Annotated in this window: 18 protein-coding genes; 15 read left to right on the forward strand and 3 right to left on the reverse strand. The window is 56.7% G+C overall.

Annotation, left to right across the window (positions count from 1 at the left end):
* Positions 1-304 precede the first annotated feature (304 nt).
* From C7459_RS23995 to C7459_RS11095, 10 genes are all read left to right on the forward strand, one after another.
* On the forward strand, positions 305-784 hold the full coding sequence (locus tag C7459_RS23995) for a hypothetical protein (RefSeq protein ID WP_109689194.1): 480 nt from the start codon (positions 305-307) through the stop codon (positions 782-784).
* Positions 785-816: 32 nt separating this feature from the next.
* Complete coding sequence (locus C7459_RS11055) at positions 817-1,296, forward strand: hypothetical protein (RefSeq protein ID WP_109689195.1); 480 nt, start codon at positions 817-819, stop codon at positions 1,294-1,296.
* 60 nt (positions 1,297-1,356) lie between these two features.
* Complete coding sequence (locus C7459_RS11060; RefSeq protein ID WP_109689196.1) at positions 1,357-1,914, forward strand: M23 family metallopeptidase; 558 nt, start codon at positions 1,357-1,359, stop codon at positions 1,912-1,914.
* Positions 1,915-1,986: 72 nt separating this feature from the next.
* Positions 1,987-3,597 (forward strand): long-chain fatty acid--CoA ligase, encoded by a 1,611-nt coding sequence (locus C7459_RS11065; RefSeq protein WP_109689198.1) that lies wholly within the window; start codon positions 1,987-1,989, stop codon positions 3,595-3,597.
* A gap of 69 nt (positions 3,598-3,666) precedes the next feature.
* Positions 3,667-3,948 (forward strand): hypothetical protein, encoded by a 282-nt coding sequence (locus tag C7459_RS11070; RefSeq protein ID WP_109689201.1) that lies wholly within the window; start codon positions 3,667-3,669, stop codon positions 3,946-3,948.
* Positions 3,949-4,072: 124 nt separating this feature from the next.
* Complete coding sequence (locus C7459_RS11075; protein WP_109689203.1) at positions 4,073-7,393, forward strand: PD-(D/E)XK nuclease family protein; 3,321 nt, start codon at positions 4,073-4,075, stop codon at positions 7,391-7,393.
* The gene (locus tag C7459_RS11080; protein WP_109689205.1) at positions 7,390-10,986 is read left to right on the forward strand and encodes a UvrD-helicase domain-containing protein; all 3,597 of its coding nucleotides are present in this window, start codon (positions 7,390-7,392) and stop codon (positions 10,984-10,986) included. The genes C7459_RS11075 and C7459_RS11080 overlap by 4 nt, the downstream gene beginning before the upstream one ends.
* Positions 10,987-11,024: 38 nt before the next feature.
* A complete protein-coding gene (locus tag C7459_RS11085; protein ID WP_109689207.1) occupies positions 11,025-11,321 on the forward strand; it encodes a hypothetical protein in 297 nt (98 codons plus the stop codon).
* A gap of 98 nt (positions 11,322-11,419) precedes the next feature.
* Positions 11,420-11,761 (forward strand): RpnC/YadD family protein, encoded by a 342-nt coding sequence (locus C7459_RS11090; protein WP_109689209.1) that lies wholly within the window; start codon positions 11,420-11,422, stop codon positions 11,759-11,761.
* A gap of 28 nt (positions 11,762-11,789) precedes the next feature.
* Positions 11,790-12,209 carry a hypothetical protein gene (locus C7459_RS11095; RefSeq protein WP_109689211.1) on the forward strand — a complete coding sequence of 140 codons (420 nt, stop codon included), beginning with the start codon at positions 11,790-11,792 and terminating at the stop codon, positions 12,207-12,209.
* A 38-nt stretch (positions 12,210-12,247) separates the two neighbouring features.
* Here C7459_RS11095 and C7459_RS23310 read toward each other — a convergent pair whose 3' ends face one another.
* Positions 12,248-12,400, reverse strand: a complete 153-nt coding sequence (locus tag C7459_RS23310) for a hypothetical protein (RefSeq protein WP_170119420.1) — start codon at positions 12,398-12,400, stop codon at positions 12,248-12,250.
* 229 nt (positions 12,401-12,629) lie between these two features.
* Here C7459_RS23310 and C7459_RS11100 point away from each other — a divergent pair, with 229 nt between their 5' ends.
* Positions 12,630-14,561 (forward strand): DNA gyrase/topoisomerase IV subunit B, encoded by a 1,932-nt coding sequence (locus C7459_RS11100; protein WP_109689213.1) that lies wholly within the window; start codon positions 12,630-12,632, stop codon positions 14,559-14,561.
* A gap of 19 nt (positions 14,562-14,580) precedes the next feature.
* Complete coding sequence (locus tag C7459_RS11105) at positions 14,581-16,953, forward strand: DNA gyrase subunit A (protein WP_109689215.1); 2,373 nt, start codon at positions 14,581-14,583, stop codon at positions 16,951-16,953.
* 43 nt (positions 16,954-16,996) lie between these two features.
* Here C7459_RS11105 and C7459_RS11110 read toward each other — a convergent pair whose 3' ends face one another.
* A complete protein-coding gene (locus C7459_RS11110; protein WP_109689217.1) occupies positions 16,997-17,371 on the reverse strand; it encodes a VOC family protein in 375 nt (124 codons plus the stop codon).
* Positions 17,372-17,625: 254 nt separating this feature from the next.
* Here C7459_RS11110 and C7459_RS11115 point away from each other — a divergent pair, with 254 nt between their 5' ends.
* The 3 genes from C7459_RS11115 (at position 17,626) to C7459_RS23315 (ending at position 19,354) form a co-directional block, all read left to right on the forward strand.
* Positions 17,626-18,429 carry a GTP pyrophosphokinase gene (locus C7459_RS11115; protein WP_109689219.1) on the forward strand — a complete coding sequence of 268 codons (804 nt, stop codon included), beginning with the start codon at positions 17,626-17,628 and terminating at the stop codon, positions 18,427-18,429.
* Between the two features lie 298 nt (positions 18,430-18,727).
* Positions 18,728-19,036, forward strand: coding sequence for a metal-sulfur cluster assembly factor (locus C7459_RS11120; RefSeq protein ID WP_211320379.1), 309 nt, complete (start codon positions 18,728-18,730; stop codon positions 19,034-19,036).
* A 144-nt stretch (positions 19,037-19,180) separates the two neighbouring features.
* Positions 19,181-19,354, forward strand: coding sequence for a hypothetical protein (locus tag C7459_RS23315; protein ID WP_170119421.1), 174 nt, complete (start codon positions 19,181-19,183; stop codon positions 19,352-19,354).
* A gap of 61 nt (positions 19,355-19,415) precedes the next feature.
* Here the strand turns inward: C7459_RS23315 and C7459_RS24160 are convergent.
* The coding region (locus C7459_RS24160) for an IS3 family transposase (protein WP_146200992.1) at positions 19,416-19,518 on the reverse strand (103 nt) is incomplete at its 5' end.

Genomic DNA, 19,518 nt, shown 5'->3' on the forward strand with positions numbered 1-19,518 from the left:
GCAGGTCTCTTTTTTTCAATGCAACGCGAGAACTTGGTCAACTGTCTATGCCAATCCTGGCTTGACCGACATATGTTGTAGCATCAAGTAAAAAGGAGTGAAACTCACCATGACGTTCGGTCCGTACACGCAATGGGCGGTTGTTTTTCTGATTATCTTCGTGTTGTTCTTCCTCTTGGTACCGGTCTGCTACCCGGTCACCACAACGACTGTGCACTGCCGCTAAGATGATTCACTCCTCAGATTTCCATCGTGGGCAACCACGGTGGAAATCACAAGTAACGATAGGGATGGTGATAGATTCGTGAAAAGGAAAAGTTCGTCTCCGAAAGCAGCACCTCGAAAAGCGAAAACGGTGACAGGACATCTGGTGTTCGCACCGGGTCCGATGGGTTCCTTTGGCGGTGGAACTGTACAAGGCCCTGGCGCTGCTGGTGGATTCGGATTCAGTGGCCCGCTTGGCACTTCGGCCGGCATCGGCTTCTCGGCAACGGGTCCTGGAGGAAGTGGAGTAGGCGTCGGGGGTGGACAATCCGGCGGGGCCAGCTCGGTGGGCGTCGGTGCATCGCAAGGTCTCGGGGTCGGGATCGGCGGTGGCTTCACAACACCGTTTGGCACGCAATCGTTTGGGTTTGCCCAATCTCAAGGGGGAGGAGTAGCGACCGGATTTGGAGCGGCTCAACGCGGTGGTGGTTACGGTCCGTATCCGATGTATCGCGGTGGCGGGTACGGCCCGATGTATCCTGGGCGCGTCATCTCGCGCACCACGTGGGTTTGGATGTAAGGATTTATCAACGATAGGGATGGTGACAGTTTGTGAAAAAACAAAAAATGAACAAAAAAGCAACACCTCGCAAGTCTAAAGTTGTCAAAGGGAACTTGGTGTTCGCACCAGGTCCGATGGGTTCCTTCGGTTTGGGAACAGTTCAAGGCCCAGGTACTGCCGGTGGATTTGGCACCAGCGGACCGCTGGGCACCACGTCTGGCATCGGTTTTTCTGGGACAGGCCCTGGAGGAGCTGGCTTGGGGATCGGCGGTGGACTATCCGGCGGGGCAGGTTCGATCGGCATCGGCGCATCGCAAGGCCCGGCGGTCGGCATCGGCGGTGGCGCAACTTCTCCGCTGGGTACGCAGTCGTTTGGATTTGCACAGTCGCAAGCAGGCGGGGCGGCAACCGGGTTTGGTGCAGCACAACGCGGTGGCGGATACGGTCCGTACTCGATGTATCGTGGCGGCGGGTACGGCCCGATGTATCCGGGACAAGTTATCTCCCGCACCACTTGGGTTTGGATGTAGGACTGCTGCAAGAAAAGGGAACCGTGGAAACGGTTCCTTTTTAGTAGGAGTTGAAGGCGGTTGTCAGGACTCGATAGCACGTACATGGTGGCATTTTTCGTTGTATTTTGCTTGTTTTTTCTGGTGGTCCCTGCCTCTTATGCACCGTCAGACTTGTTGGCTCCCTGGCCTGCAGGACTTCGGTATGAATGCGTCAATGGCAACTTTGGAGCCACGCATGATATCCCGTTCACGTATTACGCATGGGATTTTGAGATGCCGATCGGATCGGAAGTTCTGGCCGCATCGCGAGGGCGGGTAGACTTTTGCGGCGTGACAGGAACGGACGGCTATGGAGAGCAAGTGCGCATCAAGCATCCCAATGGCAGTTACACGCTGTACGCGCATCTCAGCGCCCACGCCGTGTACAGAGGTCAACAGATACGCCGAGGTGATGTGATTGGTTTTTCCGGCAATACCGGGTATTCCTTCACACCCCATCTGCACTTTGCGGTCATCGACCGCGGCAATCTGAGCTATCCAGCTGCATTTTTGGACATCGGAATACCTGTGGAGAATGGGTGGTATGTCTCCAAGAATCGAAGATACCACGGGAGGATCGAACCTGTGTCGAGATAAGTTTGGTTGTAAATTTCTGAACACTCAGTTTATAATCAAAGTATCTGAGACCTAGAGGAGGAGCCAATCCCAATGATGGATTTCCCATTAACTCTCCGCACGATGTTCGAACGGGCTGAAAAGTTTTTCCCGAAAAAAGAGATTGTCTCCCGCACGATGTCCGGCTTGTTCCGGTATACCTACGCGGACTATGCGCGCCGTACCCGCCGCTTGTCCAGCGCGTTGGAGTCGCTGGGCGTACAACGGGGGGACCGCGTGGCGACGTTTGCATGGAACGACCATCGTCACTTGGAGGCCTACTTTGCAATTCCCTGTATGGGGGCTGTCCTGCACACGGTGAACATCCGGTTGTCGCCCGATCACATCTCCTACATCGTCAATCATGCGCAAGACCGGGTGATGCTGGTCGATGAAACGCTGGTTCCGCTCTTGGAAAAGGTGCAGGACCAATTGACGACCGTGCAGGCCTACATCATCATGACCGACAAGCCGGAGCTCCCGCCGACCACGTTGCAACCGGCGTATTCCTATGAGCAGTTGATTGCCAGTGCAGAGGAGACCTACAGCTACCCGGATGACCTCGACGAAAAATCGTTGGCGGGGATGTGCTATACCTCCGCGACCACGGGCAAACCGAAGGGCGTGACCTATACGCATCGGGGGGTCTACTTGCACAGCATCACACTTGGACTGGCGGATACAACCGCCGTTTCCGAGTACGACACGCTCCTGCCGATCGTTCCGATGTTCCATGTGAATGCCTGGGGGATGCCGTTTGTCGGGGTCTGGTTTGGTTCCAAGCAGGTGCTGCCGGGACCCATGCCCACGCCGCAAATTTTGCTGGAACTGATTCAGCAGGAAAAAGTGACGATCTCCGCAGGCGTGCCGACCGTCTGGCTGGGGGTCTTGAAAGCGCTTGAGGAAGGGCAATACGATGTCAGTTCCTTGCGAGCGGTGCTATGCGGAGGTTCGGCTGCCCCGCGCGGCTTGATCGAAGCGTATGAGACGAAACACGGCATTCAGTTCCTCCATGCCTATGGGATGACCGAAGCCTCCCCGATCGCGCTGGTTTCGCGCTTGAAGAGCACCCAAAAAGACCTGTCGCAACAGGATCGACTGGACATCCGCTCCAAGCAAGGGCTGTTGGTGCCAGGACTGGAGATGCGCATCGTCGGTCAGGACGGGGAAGTCAACTGGGACGGGCAAGAGATGGGGGAAATCTGGTTGCGCGGTCCGTGGATTGCTCATGAATACTACGAGGATGAGCGGTCGTCGGATTCGTTTGTGGACGGTTGGTTCCACACAGGTGACGTAGCTGTCGTGGATGAGGAAGGCGTTGTCAAATTGGTCGACCGCACGAAGGACTTGGTCAAGAGCGGCGGCGAGTGGATCTCGTCTGTGGATTTGGAAAATGCCTTGATGGCGCATCCGGCCGTGTTTGAAGCCTGTGTGACCGGGATTCCGCATGCCAAGTGGGATGAGCGCCCGCTGGCGTTCGTCGTGTTGAAGGAAGCGTACAAGGACAAAGTGGAGAAGCAGGAACTGCTCAGCAGCTTGCAAGACCAGTTCGCGAAGTGGTGGATTCCCGATGATGTGGTCCTTCTGAACGAGATTCCCAAGACGTCGGTCGGGAAGTTTTTGAAGCGGGCGTTGCGTGAGGAGTACCAGGAGTATTATTTGTAGGCAAGACCTGAGAGCCCCTGAATAGTCTAGAAGGGAGACACCATCATCTCTTCTGGGAGGGGGATTCTCATGCAGGAAAAACAGCAGAGAACCGGATTGGCACGGGCTTCTCTCTACGTGTACTCCGTGTTGCTGATCGCGTTCCTTGCGGTGCAGGCTTATTTTGAAGTGAAGCGCGAGAACTTCTGGGAAGACAACTTGAATGTGCAGGCCGATGTGGCGGTGGCGATGTACCGCGACCAAATTCAAGTGAACTACTTCATCTGCTTGGGGACGATTGCGGTGCTCACGATCCTGTGGGCGATTGCCGTTGGGGCGAGCAAGCGCAAGCAGAAGCGACAGACCGCGTGAAAAAAGGAGGGGGCGATGAGTGCTCCCCTCCTTTTTTGTGTTGATAAATTTGGTTGCGGCTTCGACTATCCATCCATTTTATCTGCCTGTAAAATAGGAGAGATAGAAAAGGAGGTCGGAGCTCATGCGTGAAGTGATTTGCGGGCCGTTCCACAGCGGGCATCGTGACGAGTGGGCGGCAGAATTTCGGACGTTGGTCGAGGGCGGTCGGGCGCAGACCTGCCTGTATGTCGTGCCGACGCGTGGACTGGCCGGGGTCGTGCGCGATCGCGTGTTGGACGGGCTGCCGGGCATGGCGGGCGAGCAGATCCTTACCCTGTTCGAGGTCGTCGAGGAAGTCCTGCGCCGCAGTGGAAAGTCTTACGTGCGGTTGGATGCCCTCGCCACAGAGCGGCTCGTAGCAAAAGTCCTGCGCAGCCTCGGGCGCGCAGGCGTCATGTGGAACGGCGAGTCCTTGGAGCACTGGGCGCACAGTCCGGGCGTGGTGTCCGCCTTCCAGCGGCACATCGGCGAGTTGAAACGATCGAGGGTCAACCCGACCGACATCCTGACGATGGTGCGCGGGACGGCAGATGAAGCGACGGTATCGGTCCTCGCCCAAGTCTACACCGAGTACCAACAGGCGTTGCACAGCGGGGAGATCCCACTGCTCGATACGGAGGAAACCTATCTGGAGGCGGGCCGCGTGTTGCGCCAACAGGGTGTTGCACAGATCTTCCCCGGTGTGGAACAGGTATTTTTTGACTACTTCGTAGACTTCCAGCCGCACCAGATGGACGTGGTGATTCCGTTGCTGCATGCCGAGCGCGTGCAGGTGTTTTTACCGTATGATCCAGAGCGCTGGGCATGGATGGAGAGCGCGGCTGGGTTGATGCAGGAGTCGATGAAGGCATTTCGCGCCAATGGGTTGCAGATCCGCTATGAGGATGAGGTCGTCGCGGTGAACATCCCCGCAGACCTCCAGCAGGTCCAATCCCGCCTGTTCGCTCCCCACCCGCAAGCGTTGGAAAAAACGCCGTCCCTGCACGCCTTTCGCGCGCGGACGGCGGAGAAGGAGTGGCTATGGGTCGCCAAGCAGATCAAACGCCTGCACCAGAACGGCGTAGCTCTGCGCGACATCGCGATCCTCACGCCAGAGGAAGTTGAACATGGCGGTCTCATACATCGCGTGCTCACGCGTGTTGGCGTGCCCGTCCAGCAGAATGTCTCGTTGCGCGCCGACCGTGTGCCGTGGTTGCGCGACCTGTTGACGCTGTACACACTGGATGACGCCGCGTGGCATCGCGATACATTGGAAGTTCTGGCCGGGGCAGATGCCCTGCTGGGCGACCACCCCTTACGTGGAAAACAGACCGTGCCGCAACGCGTGTCCCGGCAGATCGGCGTGGTCAAGGGCTTGTCGCTGTGGCAAAAAAGGCTGGCCGAGCATATCGGGTGGGACCAAAAGGCGAAGTTGATGAGTTCGTTAGCTGACGGGAAAGGCGAGCACGCCGCACCCGATGCACTGGAGGAAGACGCTGACGAACTACGTACCTTCGCCGCCTTTGTCGACCTCCTCGCCGCAAAAGTCGCACTCCTCCCACGCACAACAGACGGGGGAACTCATGCGACCGCGATGAGGGCGCTTTTGCCGGAGCAAGGGGACTTCCAACGAGCCTTGGTCGGACGATATCGCAAAGGCGATGGCTACAGCCTCGAAGACCTCCAGCGCGACCTGCGGGCGCGTGAATCGCTGGAGAAAGTTCTCGACGCGTTGGAGCACATGGACGCGCTGCTCGATGAGACCAGTTCCTACTCGCGTGCGGAATTCGTTGAAGTGCTCAGCAACTATTTGCATGCCGAACAGATCGTCCTCGAACGCGGCAAACCGGGTGGAGTTGCCCTGCTCAACCCGTCAGCAGCCAGAGGGCTGACGTTCCGGCATGTCTTTTTCGTCGGCCTCAACGAAGGGAAGTGGCCGCTCGTCCCGAGCACTTCCTGGCTTCTGCGCGATGCGTTGCGTGAGGAATTGACCGACCGCGTGTCCCTGCTCGCTCCACAAGTGCAGATCGACCAACAGCGGTTGTTTCTGCTGATGGGCCTGCACACCGCTACAGCAGGCGTTTGGTTCTCCACGGTCAGCGCCTCCAAGCAAGACCTCCCGTCGCGCTTTCTCAGTCAACTGTGCGAAATCTGCCCGACGATGGAGATCGAAACTGACGACTACCTCGGAGGTTCCGCACTCTACCCGCAGTCACCACTGGAGATCTCCAACACTGTGGAAGCCCGCGACTGGCTGGCGGCCTTGCATCGCCGTGTCGATATAAGCCCCGAGGACATCGTGGCCGCACAGGCGCTCACCACCCTAGAACCCGAGTTCTGGCGACAAGTCTATGCCCAATCCGAGGGGGAGCAAGCGCGTGCTGCATCGGTGGGGGCGAGTCGATTTGACGGCTTGCTGGAGGCGGCGGAGATCCGTGCCGAACTCGCAGACCGCTACTCCACGGAGCGCATCTACAGCGTGTCGCAATTCAACCGCTACGGGGAGTGTGGCTACAAGTTCTTTCTCTCCCGCGTGCTGAACCTCGATTCGACGAGGGAGGAAGACGCCGAACTCTCCGCAATGGAAAAGGGAAACCTCTACCACCGCGTCCTGCACCGCCTGTACGACCAACTGCGCGAGGCTGACCGCGTGACCCCCGAATTCATTGAAACCATGCGTGCGCAGATTCCGGCGATTTTTGAGGAGGAGTGGGCACTGGCGCAAACCCAGCGCTACACCGAGGTCGGCCTGCGCCAACAGTTGGAAAAAGACCGCCTGCTTCGCCGCCTCCACGACTGGTTTGAAGGCGAGGCCGACGCGTGGCAAAAGCAAGGCCTCGCGCTCGTCCCGCGCTATCTGGAATGGGTGTTTGGCATGACGACGAGCGGAGATCACGATCCGAATTCCCGCCTAGAGCCGATCACCATCGGGGACTTGAAACTGCGTGGGCAGATCGACCGCATCGATGCCACGCGCGACGGACAGTTCATGGTCGTCGATTACAAGGCGAAAAACACCAAGCCGATGCCCCGCGCCATCCAGAACGGCACCGACTTCCAGTTGCCTGTCTATATGCGCGCCGTGGAACAAGCGCTTTTTCCGAAGGGGGAAGCGGTGGGTGCCGCGTACTACTCGATTGAAAAAGTGGACCGTTCCACGAGCGCGCTCGTGAAGGCCCAGCATCTCGATTCACTGGGCATGGGCAAGAAAAAAACCAAGTTTGATGAGTCCGCGTGGAACGAACTGCTCGCCCAATCGGAAGCCAAGATGCATGACTACCGCCAGCGCATGGCGGACGGTTCCTACCCGGTGTTGCCAAGCGATGACAGCCATTGCACGTTCTGTGAGTACCGCCGAGTCTGTCGCCACCAAGCGTTGCGAACCCTGCAAGCCGATTCTGCGAAGGGAGGGGCGTCCGAATGAGCGACCCGCGACCGACAACTGGACAATGGAAAGCGATTCAAGATCTGAAACGACATCTGACCGTCTCCGCCGGAGCGGGTGCGGGCAAGACGTGGGTGCTGACGGAGCGCTACACCGCCATGCTCGCCGGACATCCCTTGATCCAGCCGCCGCTGGAGTTGGCGGGACAGGATGCACTCGCCACAGGACAAGCACCGAGCAGACCTGGGCAGATCGTAGCGATCACGTTCACGAAGGAAGCGGCAGGCGAGATGAAAGCCCGCATCCGCGAACGTCTCTCGCGCTGGAAATTCGAGGCGGCGCAGGACGACAAGCGCCGGATCGCGCTGTTGCAAGAGGAAGTCGAACGCGCCACGATCACCACGATCCACGGCTACTGCGCGGACCTGTTGCGCCAATATCCGATCGAGGCGGGCATCGATCCGCAGGCGCGCGTGCTCGAGGAGAGCGAAGCGGTTTTTCGATTAGAGGAAGCGATTCGCGAGGCGTTGGACGAAGGACTGTCCCGACAGGATGTCGGCGTGATTCAACTCGTGAACGAATACAGCTATGAACCGCTCGTTGGACATCTGATGGATTTCTACCCGAGCCTGCGCGAACGGACGGAGGACTTCACGGGCATGGCGGATCTGACGCTTGCGAAACTCACGGAGCTGAGTTCAGGTCTCGAACCGGCCGTCGATCAGCTCGAAGCGCTGATCCACAACGTCCTCGCCCTGGATCTAGACGCGCTCGACCCTTCCAAAGGCTCTGTGCAACGTGCCCTCCACCTGCGTGCGCAGTGGCCGGAGATCTCCCGCGTCCTCTCGACGTGGAGAGCGAATCACTGGGACTTCTCGGCGGACATACCTGACGTATTAGAAGGGCTGACCGCTGGTTGGGGCCCGCTCGTCAACGCGCTCAAGCCTGACGTGAACGCCCTCAAAGCACATGTGCCAACTGTCTACGGGCATATCGTCCCCTCTGGGTTACGCACCACCGTCGTGCATCTCACCGCCCTCCTGCAGAGCGTTCACGAGCTCTATCGTGGAAAAAAAGCCCGCGACCGTGCGCTGGACTTTACCGATCTGCAAAACCTCGCCGTCCATCTCCTGCAACGTCCCGAGGTGCGACGATGGCAGGCGGCCTCCTTGCGATTTCTCATGGTCGACGAGTTCCAAGACACCAACCCGGTGCAAAAAAAGCTCCTCGACGCACTCACTGCAGACAACGACGATCTGCGCCTGTTCGTCGTAGGTGATGCCAAACAGTCGATTTACCGCTTTCGAGGTGCGGACTTGGACGTATTTCTACAAACGCAACGCGAAGTGGGCGACGTTGGCGGCGAACACGTGCCGCTTGCGCACAATTTCCGTACCCAGAAGCCGATCATCTCGTTTGTGAACCGCTTTTTTGAGCTGTTCATGCCGAGCTACGAACCGATGGAAGCAACGCGTCCGCCCGCGCACGACCAGACGATGGTGGAAGTCCTCCAGATCACGGAAGAGACCGGCGCACTGCCACAAAAACTCCGCGAAGCCCGCACCGTCGCCCAGCGTATTCGTGAGATGGTCGGTCAGGAACGGCTGGTGCCGGACCAAGACGGCACGTTGCGGACGGTGCAATACCGCGACATCACCTTGCTGTTCTCGGCGATGACACATGTCTACGTCTATGAGCACGCCTTTCAAGCGCTCGGCATCCCGTACTACATCGTCGGGAGCCGGAACTTTTTCCGACGACAGGAGATCTTCGATCTCGTCAGCGTCATGCACGTGCTGGTTGAGGAGCACGATGCCGTCGCCCGGATCGGGGCGTTGCGTTCGCCGCTGTTTGGCGTGTCGGACGAAGCGCTGTACTGGCTGGGGCGTGCGGGGTTGGTGGCAACCGACTGGACCGCGCTGCCCAACTGGCATCGTCTCGCGGTAGATGATCGGGAAAAGCTGGCGCGGGCGCAAGCGCTTTTCCGCCTCTGGCGGGAGGAGAAGACCTACAAAAGCGCCGCTGGCGTACTGACTTCCATCCTGCATCACACCGGCTACGAGCAAGCACTGCTCCTGACTTTTGGTGGCGATCAGAAAGTCGGGAACGTGCGCAAATTGCTGGAACTTGCCCAGCAACAGCCAGCCGAGCGGGGAAGTGTGCTGGCGTTTTTGCAAGAGCTGCAGAAGCGCATCGACGGAGAGGTTCGGGAGGAGGACGCACAGGTCGAGTCCGACCAGAGCGACGTCGTGAAGATCATGACGGTACACAAGTCCAAGGGTCTCGAATTCCCGGTGGTCATCCTGCCTGATCTCGCGCGCACGTTCAATCTCAGCGAGGGCGGCAAGTTCCGCTATGACCCGCAGCTAGGGCTGGTTCCGTCCTTCACAGAGAACGAGGCATGGAACCAATTCGGCTACTCCACGCACCTCTCCGACCAGAACAAGCAAAAAGCGCTCGAAGAAGAACGCCGCAAGCTCTACGTCGCCATGACGCGCGCCCGCGACTACCTGTTGCTCGTCGGGACGCGAGCGCTGGACAAAAAAAAGACCCCCACGTTCGACGACTCCCGCTGGTTCGACTGGTTGAGTGCAGCGGAAGTGGAGAACTGGCCGGAAGTGAACTGGGTCCGACTGACGGAGGAGCCGGAACCTGTTGAGGACCCGCTGGTGGCGCTGGAAACAGGCGCCGCCGAAGCCGCCGCTACACTCGACATGTCCGGGGAAGTGGCACCGCTGGAGGAACTGTTCCCACTGCTGGGCCCAATTCAACCGCGCCCTGATGAGGCGCCAGATCTGACGCTCTCCGTGTCGGCGTTGTTGACTTATTTCACTTGCCCGCGCCAGTACTATTACAAGTACGCCCTACGCCTGCCCGAGCTGGCGCGTCCGTTGGAGGACACGCAACAGATGTCGCTATTCGAGGACGTGGAGGAGCGACGCCCAAGCGACAGCAACCTCTCAGCAACGGAGTTGGAGGATGCAGATGCTGAGCACGACCCGACGGTGCGCGGAACGTTGGTGCATCGCGTCTTGGAACTGCTTCGTGATCCGGCAGACCTCCCTGCTTTGCTCCGCCGCGCTCTAGCGGAACGCAAGATCGTGGGTGAGGAGGCGGAGCGTTGGATTCCGCTGCTAGAGGGCGATCTGCAACGCTTTGCGAACAGCGAGCTGTTCCAAGAGGTGCAGATGGCGACCGATCAACAGAGCGAGATGATGTTCCGCCTGCGCGTCGGACGTCACGCCGTGACCGGGGTCATCGACAAGCTCTACAAAAAGCCGAACGGACGTGCCGTCGTCCTCGACTACAAAACCAATCGCATCACCCGCCAGCATCTGAGCCGAACGGCGCACCATTACACGCCGCAGTTGCAGCTCTACACGCTGGTGGCCGAGCAGCTTCTCGGCTGGAGTGTCGAGCGCGCCGTACTCTACTTCACCGCCCTCGACGCCGAGGCAGAAGTTCCGGTGACGGCGAGCGACCTCCAGATGATGCAGTCCCGCCTGCAGAGCGCGTGTGACCAGATCGCCATGCAGGAGGGGGAGGAGGGCTACGCGCAGACGGAGGAGACGGGGGAGACGGGGGAGACGGGGGTGTGTGGACGCTGTCCCTATCAGTTGATTTGCCGATGAGATGTGCTATCATGACCAGTGGAAGGAGCGATACCCACATGGAATATCCGGACTACCTGACTTTCATTCAAACCATCGCGTATGAATACATCCCGAACGAACAACCGCTGACCCGAGAAGCGGCCGACGAACTAGGCGCGCGCCTGCTCAGCCTTGATATCGTGAACCCGAACGCACGCAAAACCGGGTACCACCAGACCGTGATGTGCTACCGGGACAAGGGGTCTTGGATTCCCGTCACGATCCATTTCCAGACCAGCGAGGCAGGCACGATCCGCTACGCCCGCATCCACGCCCCGAGCTTCGTGAAGGAATACGGCGAGGAAAAATATTAGGAAAAAACGAGGCCCCTCATGGTCGATGAGGGACCTCGTTTTTTTCATTCATGATATAATAAAAACACCAAAATCGATCGACCTCACGAGGTGACGGTATGCACAAACTGATGGACCTCAAAATGCAAGCGTTCGTCCTCTGGGAAGAAGTTTCCCGCGACCCGAGCAAAAAGTTTGAATACGAAGCTCGTAGAAAAGCGATTCTCGATCACTATTCAGTACTTCGAGATGCAGAGCTTCGTGAGAAGCGAGCAGCAGAACAAGGACTTGCAAAAGGCATTGCAAAAGGACTTGCAAAAGGCAATGCAGAAGGCCGTATCGAAGAGAAAAAGCAACTGGCCAAAAAACTTCTCGCCATCGGCATGGACGAAGGCAAGATACTCGAACTCACGGAACTTTCAGCTACCGAACTAGAAGAACTCAAAAAATCCATACACTAGAGAACCATCCACCAAAGGAGCCATCCACATGACCATCAAACTCGTCCAACCCGTCGCCATCCGCGTAGAACTCATCCGCTCCAACGGATTTTCCACCGAGGAACTCCTCATCCATCTCCAAAACTCGGACCTCACCCCGTTCCAGCAGATCAACGGCGGCGAGGTGGATTTCTCCATCCTCTTGGAGTACGCCCAAACCAACATGGAAGACCTGAAACAGGCTCTCACTCAAGGCTACCAAGCCACGTTCCTCACCGTACCTGGCGTCAAAAACTTCCTCGCCGCACGCTACCATATCCAAGCCGGCCGCGATTATGAAGACCACGGCGAGTCCTTCGAGAACCTCCAACTCCCAGCCGAGGAAGTGCAATTTCTCACCTCCACACTTTCGCAGAACTGGGCCGTCCAACAAACCGGCGATACGATCCGCATCCAGATGGTCAGATAAAAAGAGTGGCAGCCACTGCGGCGCCACTCTTTTTTTCCTCAAAAGCGAAATTGTTCATTTCCTTGGGTGTCACTCAACAAGACCTCCACACCGGGCTCCCAATACATCAGAAACACCTCGTCGTCGCCTAAGCCTTTGACCCAATCGTTCAAGTGAAAGATTTCTTTGAGTTCTTTGCCTGTAATTTTCATCGAAAAAAGCCCTCCCCCTGTATCCTTCTCCTACGACCTGATACTAAACAATATGCAGGAAAAACGGCGTTCATAACGAAAAGGAAAAACGTAGAAACGAGAACAAATGTACGTATTTTGCCCAGTTGCTCTAGCATATCTCCCCGTGACCAAGTATGATAACTAGGTAGTCTACCCCTTGAACAACGATTCGATTATATAGAGATAGGTTTTCATACGGAGGTTCTAGATGAGCAATTACAACGAACATGCAATCGAGGTGCTCGAAGGCATCGAGGCGATTCGCCTACGCCCTGGTATGTACATCGGGGGTCGCGGATCATCTGGTTTGCATCATCTCGTCTGGGAGATCGTCAACAACTCTCTCGACGAACACATGAATGGCTACGGCGATGAAGTCATCCTCACCCTGCATGCAGATGATGCGATCACCGTCCAAGACTTCGGGCGCGGCATCCCCACCGGCATTCACCCGAAAACGGGCATCAGCACCCTCGAAACTATTCTCACCCTGCCCCACGCAGGCGGGAAGTTTGGCGGCGGAGGCTACAAAGTCTCCGGCGGTCTGCATGGTGTCGGGGCAACCTGTACCAATGCGTACTCGATCGAACTGATCGCCACCGTCAACCGCGCAGCCGAGGACAAGACAGCCGCCCACTCGCTCACCCAATGGTACAGCCGTGGCAAAAAAGTCAAAGAAAAGCGCGGCCCCTACAAAGGCCGCCCTGGAACCACCGTCTACTTCAAACCAGACACCAAGGAACAGGACCCCAACGAAGGGATTTTTGAAGTCTCGACCTTCAACGTGGATACGATCCGTCACCGTCTGCGCCAATACGCGTTTCTCTGCCCGACGATCCAACTAAAATTTATTGACGAAAAAGAAAATACCGAGGAAGTGATCCACTTCCCGAACGGTCTGCTGGACTACATCAAGTTTGAGCAAAAAATCAACTTGCCCTTGCACGAACCGTGGGTGATCCGGGATGAGCGGGACGATGTGTCTGCAGACATCCTGCTCCAGTGGACCGATTCCTTCTCCACGTCGATCATCTCCTTCGCCAACCTGATCGCTACCAAGGAAGGCGGCACCCACGAAACCGGGGTCAAGACTGCGATCACCCGCACCATGAACGAAATTGCCACCGCCAAGGGCTGGTTAAAGGAAAACCTCACCGGCGACGAATGGCTAGAAGGCCTCACCGCGATCATCTCGATCAAACTCCCTGAACCGGAGTTCGAGGGCCAGACCAAAAACAAACTGAGCAACAGCAACGTCCGCTCCGTGCTCTCGCAGATCGTCACCGACAACCTGAGCCGGATCTTTGCCGACGCCAAACAATTGCAAGCGGTCAAAGCGATTGCGGAAAAAGCGCTGCTCGCCAGACAAGCTCGCGAAGCCTCCAAAAAGGCCCAACAGCTAATCCGCGATCAGGAAAAAAAGAAAAAAGACAAGTACGAACACCTCGTCTCCGGCAAATTTGCGCCTTGTACCTCGAAGGACCCCGCTCAGCGCGAATTTTTCATTGTCGAAGGGGAATCGGCGGGCGGTTCCGCCAAGCAAGCCCGTGACCGCATCACCCAAGCGATCCAGATGTTGAAGGGCAAAGTCCTGAACGTCGAAAACAACCGGATCGACCGGGTGCTCGACAACGAAGAAATTCGCTCGATTATCATCAACATCGGCTGTGGTATCGGTGATGAATGCGATCCCGACAAATCGCAATACTCGAAGATCGTCATCATGACGGACGCCGACGAAGACGGATCGCACATCCGCATCCTGCTGCTGACCTTCTTCTTCCGCTACATGCTTCAGATGGTGCGGGCCGGTTACATCTACATCGCCCAACCTCCGCTGTTCAAGGTGTACAAGGACAAAAAAGTCCAGTACGCCTGGACGGTCCACGAGCGCGATGCAGGGCTGAAAAAATTGGGCAAAGGCGCGATGTCTCAGCGCTTCAAAGGTCTCGGGGAGATGAACCCAGACCAACTGTGGGAGACGACGATGAAGCCAGAAACCCGTCGCCTCTACAAAGTCACCGTCGACGATGTTTTGGAACTTGACCAGATGTTTTCCAGCCTGATGGGGGAAAAAGCGGAAAGTCGCCGCGATTTTCTCGTCGAGAACGCACGCCATCTGAAAGACGTAACGGTCTAAGAAGTAAAGGAGCTTGGTTATGGCACTCTCAGATATTTTTGTAGAACGCGACCTCAAGACCGAGATGCGCGACTCGTTCCTCGTCTATGCCTACAAGGTTATCGAGGATCGCGCACTCCCAGACGCCCGAGATGGGTTGAAACCGGTCGCCCGTCGCATCCTCTATGCGATGCATGAATTAGGGTTGACGCCGGAGAAACCGTTTAAGAAATGCGTGCGGATCGTCGGCGACACCAACGGCAAGTACCACCCACATGGAGATCAGGCGGTCTACGATGCGCTGGTCCGTCTGGCACAGGTACACTCCATGCGCTACCGCTTGATCGAAGGTCACGGCAACTTCGGTTCCAACGACCCCGACCCGGCCGCAGCGATGCGATATACCGAAGCCAGACTGACCAAGTGGTCGATGATGATGCTGGAGAACTTGGGCAAGCATACGGTCGACTTCATCCCGAATTTTGACGCCTCTGAGGAGGAACCGTCCGTATTGCCAGCAAAACTCCCAAACCTGATGCTCAACCCGACCTCCGGCATCGCAGTCGGCATCGCCACCTCGATGATTCCGCACAATGGGCGTGAAGTGATCGAGGCCCTGATCGCGTACCTCAAACATCGGATGCAACGGGCGAAGGGGAAAAACCTCCCCGACTTTGACGCGACCGAATTCATCACCGGCCCGGACTTCCCGACGGGCGGGGTGTTCGTCAATCCACAGGATTGGAAGCAGATCTCGCTGACCGGACGCGGCAAAGTGATCATCCGCGCCAAGCATCACGTGGAAACGGTGCGTGACAAGATCTCCCACGTCTTCACCGAGCTTCCCTATACCGTGACGAAAAAGCAACTGTTCAGCGGCCTCGTGGAGCTGGAGAAAAAAATCAAAGGCATCGCCGACATCCGCGATGAGTCGGACCGCACCGGGCTGCGCATCGTCGTGGAAGTTCAAAAAGGCGTTGATCCGAATTATGTGCTGAACAAACTGTATGAAAAGACCCCGCTGGAGAAAAACATCTCCGTCAACAACAACGCCTTGGTCAAAAAGGAATCTGGCGAGATGGAGCCGCGCGTTCTGAACCACCTCGACATGATGGAGATCTTCATCGACCATCGCATGAAAGTGGTTCAGCGAAAACTTGCGCACGACCTCGCGCTGGAGGAGCGGAACCAACACATCCTCGAAGGGCAAAAGGCCGCGATCGACCGCGTCGATGAAGTGATCGCGCTGATTCGCGCCTCCAAGGACAAGTCGGACGCCCGAGACGGTCTGATGGAATTGCTCTCCATCTCCGAAGTTCAAGCCGAAGCCATCCTCGCCCTGCGCTTGCACCGCTTGACCAGCCTCGAGATCAAGGATTTAGAGAAAGACATCAAGGATTCGCTCAAGCGCATCAAAAAAATCCAGTACTACCTCGACCACCTCGAAGCGTTCCTGATCGAAGAGTGGGAGAGCATGAAGCCGGAATTTGTCGAGTATGAAGTCAGTTCGGAGGAAGTGCTGTGGGAGCAGAGCGGGAGTCATCTCGATCCCAAAGGCAAGACGGTCCCACACAAAAAAGGCGACCTCCGCTATGCGATCGGGGATATCCTCTACGATGAAGGAGGACAACCGATCGAGCATGAACGTCGGACGGTGATCGAGCAAAAGCAGGAGCTTAACTTCGAGATTCCGTCTGATGTTGAGGACGTTGTGGTGATTCTAACCCAAGACTCGATCTGCCGGCAGTCGACCCGTGCCCAGCATAAGGAAGGCCACAACATCCCGGCGAAAACGGACCAGACGCTGCTCGTCCTGAGCACCAGCGGCACCGTATTCTCTTACAAAGTGAAGGACCTTCCTGACATCACCGGGAGTTCCAAGAACAGTCCGACCCCGCTTGCCGAGCCGCTGTACGACTACTTTTTCAGCGAGGAAGAGCGCGTGTACGCCGTTTTCACATCACTTGGCAAAGCCAAATTGGTGCAGGCCGAACACGGACGCAAGCCCGTATCACTGGGCAAGGAGATTCAATTCCTGCTGCACATCCCCGACCTGAGCGCAAACCCGCATGTGATCCTGATCACGAAGCGCGGGCAGATGCTGCGATTCCCGCTGGAGGAACTTCCGCTGCAGGGCAAGACAGCCGTTGGAGTCAAAGCGATCACGCTGGCCAAGGACGACGAGGTGCTTGGCGCCGTGCTCCTCGACCCCAACCAGACGCGTCAAGCTTTGGAGATTCACACCGTCTCCACCGACAAGCGCGTCACAGCCGGGGCGAAGTCGAAAAACATCCAGCGAGTTGAACTCCAACAGCGCGGTGGCAAGGGACAGAACTATTTTGATCTGAAGAAATCGGAAACGATCGAGGCGGTTCTGACAGGAACAGCAGGGCATCACGAACTGCCGTCCTGAAAAAAGAGAAGCAGCCGCGAGGGCTGCTTCTCTTTTCTCCGGCTTACTTCGCTTCCGGGTCCATATGGGTGATGCCGAACAGCACGCCCTGCGGGTCGATCAGGTACGCGAGGTAGCCGACACCAGGGATCGGCATCTTCGGCAGAGCGACGGTTCCGCCAGCTGCTACAACTTTCGCGACATACTCGTCAACGTCAGGAACGAGGATCGAGTTCACGGTGCGCGTTTGGCCGTCCATAGACTTCATCAGTCCGCCGTTGATGCCCGGCGTGTTCTCATCGCCCGTGGAGACCAAGTAGTAGGGCTCGTCCCCGCCACCCCACGATTCAATTTTCCAGCCAAATACATCCTTGTAGAACTCGCCAGCTTTTACCGGGTCTTCTACATGAATTTCAAAATGCAGCACTCGATTGTTCATCGTTAGACACTACCTCTCGGGTTTGTTTATTTCATGAATCTATATTCTACAAAGTAATAGCCATTCCTTCTTATGAATAGATCTTCTTTTACTCGATCCGACAGAAACCGCTACGCATGTGTACATACACGCCGTGAATAGTATAGTGGAGTGGGTGAGCGGTGGATGTTTGCGTGTGAATTTGCTATTATCGAATGGGAACAGGCAGGAGAAACCGTTTCCGAGGGAATTGCGACATAAAGGGGGCGTCCCGTGTGTATGGACGTGATTGGGATACGTTCTTACTTCCCTATGAGCAGGCCGTCGAAGAGTTGAAAGTGAAATTCCGCTCTTTGCGAACCGAAATTAAGCACAAGGAAGAATATACTCCGATCGAATTTTGTACGGGTCGGGTCAAGAAAGTCTCTAGCATTATTGAGAAGGCCAAGATCCTGAGCATCCCGCTGGAGCGGGTTGAGGAAGTGCCAGACATCGCCGGCATCCGAATCATGTGCCAATTTCAGGAGGATATGCATCGTGTCGCGGAACACATTCGCGCGCGCAAGGACATGGCTGTGGTGGAGGAACGTGATTATGTAACGAACCGCAAGCCGAGCGGCTATCGCAGCTACCACTTCATCGTGCGCTACCCGGTGCAGACTGTGCATGGGGAGCAAGAGCTGTTGGCGGAAGTTCAACTGCGCACGCTCGCGATGAACTTCTGGGCGACGATTGAACACTCGCTGAACTATAAATACAAAGGCAACATCCCGGAGCAAGTTCGTGAGCGTTTGGTGCGTGCAGCGGAGGCGTCGTATCGCTTGGATGGCGAGATGTCGGCGATCCGGGACGAGATCAAGGACGCGCAGATCCTGTTTGAGACCAAGTCGAATACGGTGGCAGACATCCTCTCGATGATTGAAAAGATGATCCACGCCGGCCATTTGGAATTGGCGGCGGAGTACCACCAGCGGTTCCACGAAGCCCAGTCTGAGGACATCTCCGCACTGATGCTGTTGTCTGAGGAGATCAAGCAAGTTTTGCAGCAGCAGGAGCAGAACAACAACTTTTATTATTGAAAAAGAGCGGCCCGCGCCTTGCAGCGGGACCGCTCTTTTTTGTACCGGATTAGTAACCCGGGGTGAGCAGGATGAACAGGACGAAGATGATCAGGAACACAACCGCCCAACGGGTGTAGCCGCCGAATGCACCGTACATGTAAGACCCCCCTCTCGAAGCCGATACTGTAAGGTATGTCTCTCCATCATGAACGGTATAGGCGGATGTTCTGTGGCAGAGGAATTGTGCATTTGCCTGCGTAGGCCCCGCATAGTCTGTTACCAACCCATGTTTACAAAACGCGGAAGGAGCGGTCCGGTGATCTCTGCGGAAGATGTTTACAAGCACTTGTTGGAGGTGTGGGACCCGGAGTTGATGATGGACATCGTCAACTTGGGGCTGGTGTACGACGTGCAAGTACAAGAGGCAGGGCGCAAGGTCTCTGTGTTGATGACGTTGACCGCGAGGGGCTGTCCAGCGTTCGAAAGCATGCGCGAGGAGATCATCACCCGCGTCTCGACGCTTCCTGGAGTCGAGGAAGTTGTGGTCGATCTGACCTTCATCCCGCCGTGGACCAAGGAACGCATGTCCGAAGCGGCACAGACGGTGTTTCGCTACCTGTTTTAATTCCGGAAAAAGAGATAGTCGTCCGACTATCTCTTTTTTTGTCGTCTCCAAAACAAGCCTATTTTACGGGTTCCGTTCATCCGACCCGCGCATATACTTCCCGTGGCTCGAAAGTTTTGGTAGGAAATGAGGTGTCCGTAAACCATGAAAAGCCCGCGCTGGTCTGTCTTCCTCATCGCGATCCTGCTCGGTATCGCCACCGGAGATGCCATCCTGTTGACTCCGGCCCATGCCGACTACCAACCGTCCTTACACGAGAGCACGCCGTCTGCACCGCCAAGCACTCCTATCATCCCTTCGCTCCCCAAAAAAGCCTGATGCTCGTTTGATCTGACCCCTGTCAAGTGGACAGAAAAGAAAGCCTAAAAATCAATAGGCGCTAAGCGGCCATAGTCCGGTATCGTACCGGGCTATGGTTTTTTAGTCTGCTTTGGAATCGTTTATGGTTATAGAACTTCACGTAGCGTTTTACTGCTACTTCG

The organism is Tumebacillus permanentifrigoris, assembly GCF_003148565.1.
In the GTDB taxonomy this organism is placed as follows: domain Bacteria; phylum Bacillota; class Bacilli; order Tumebacillales; family Tumebacillaceae; genus Tumebacillus; species Tumebacillus permanentifrigoris.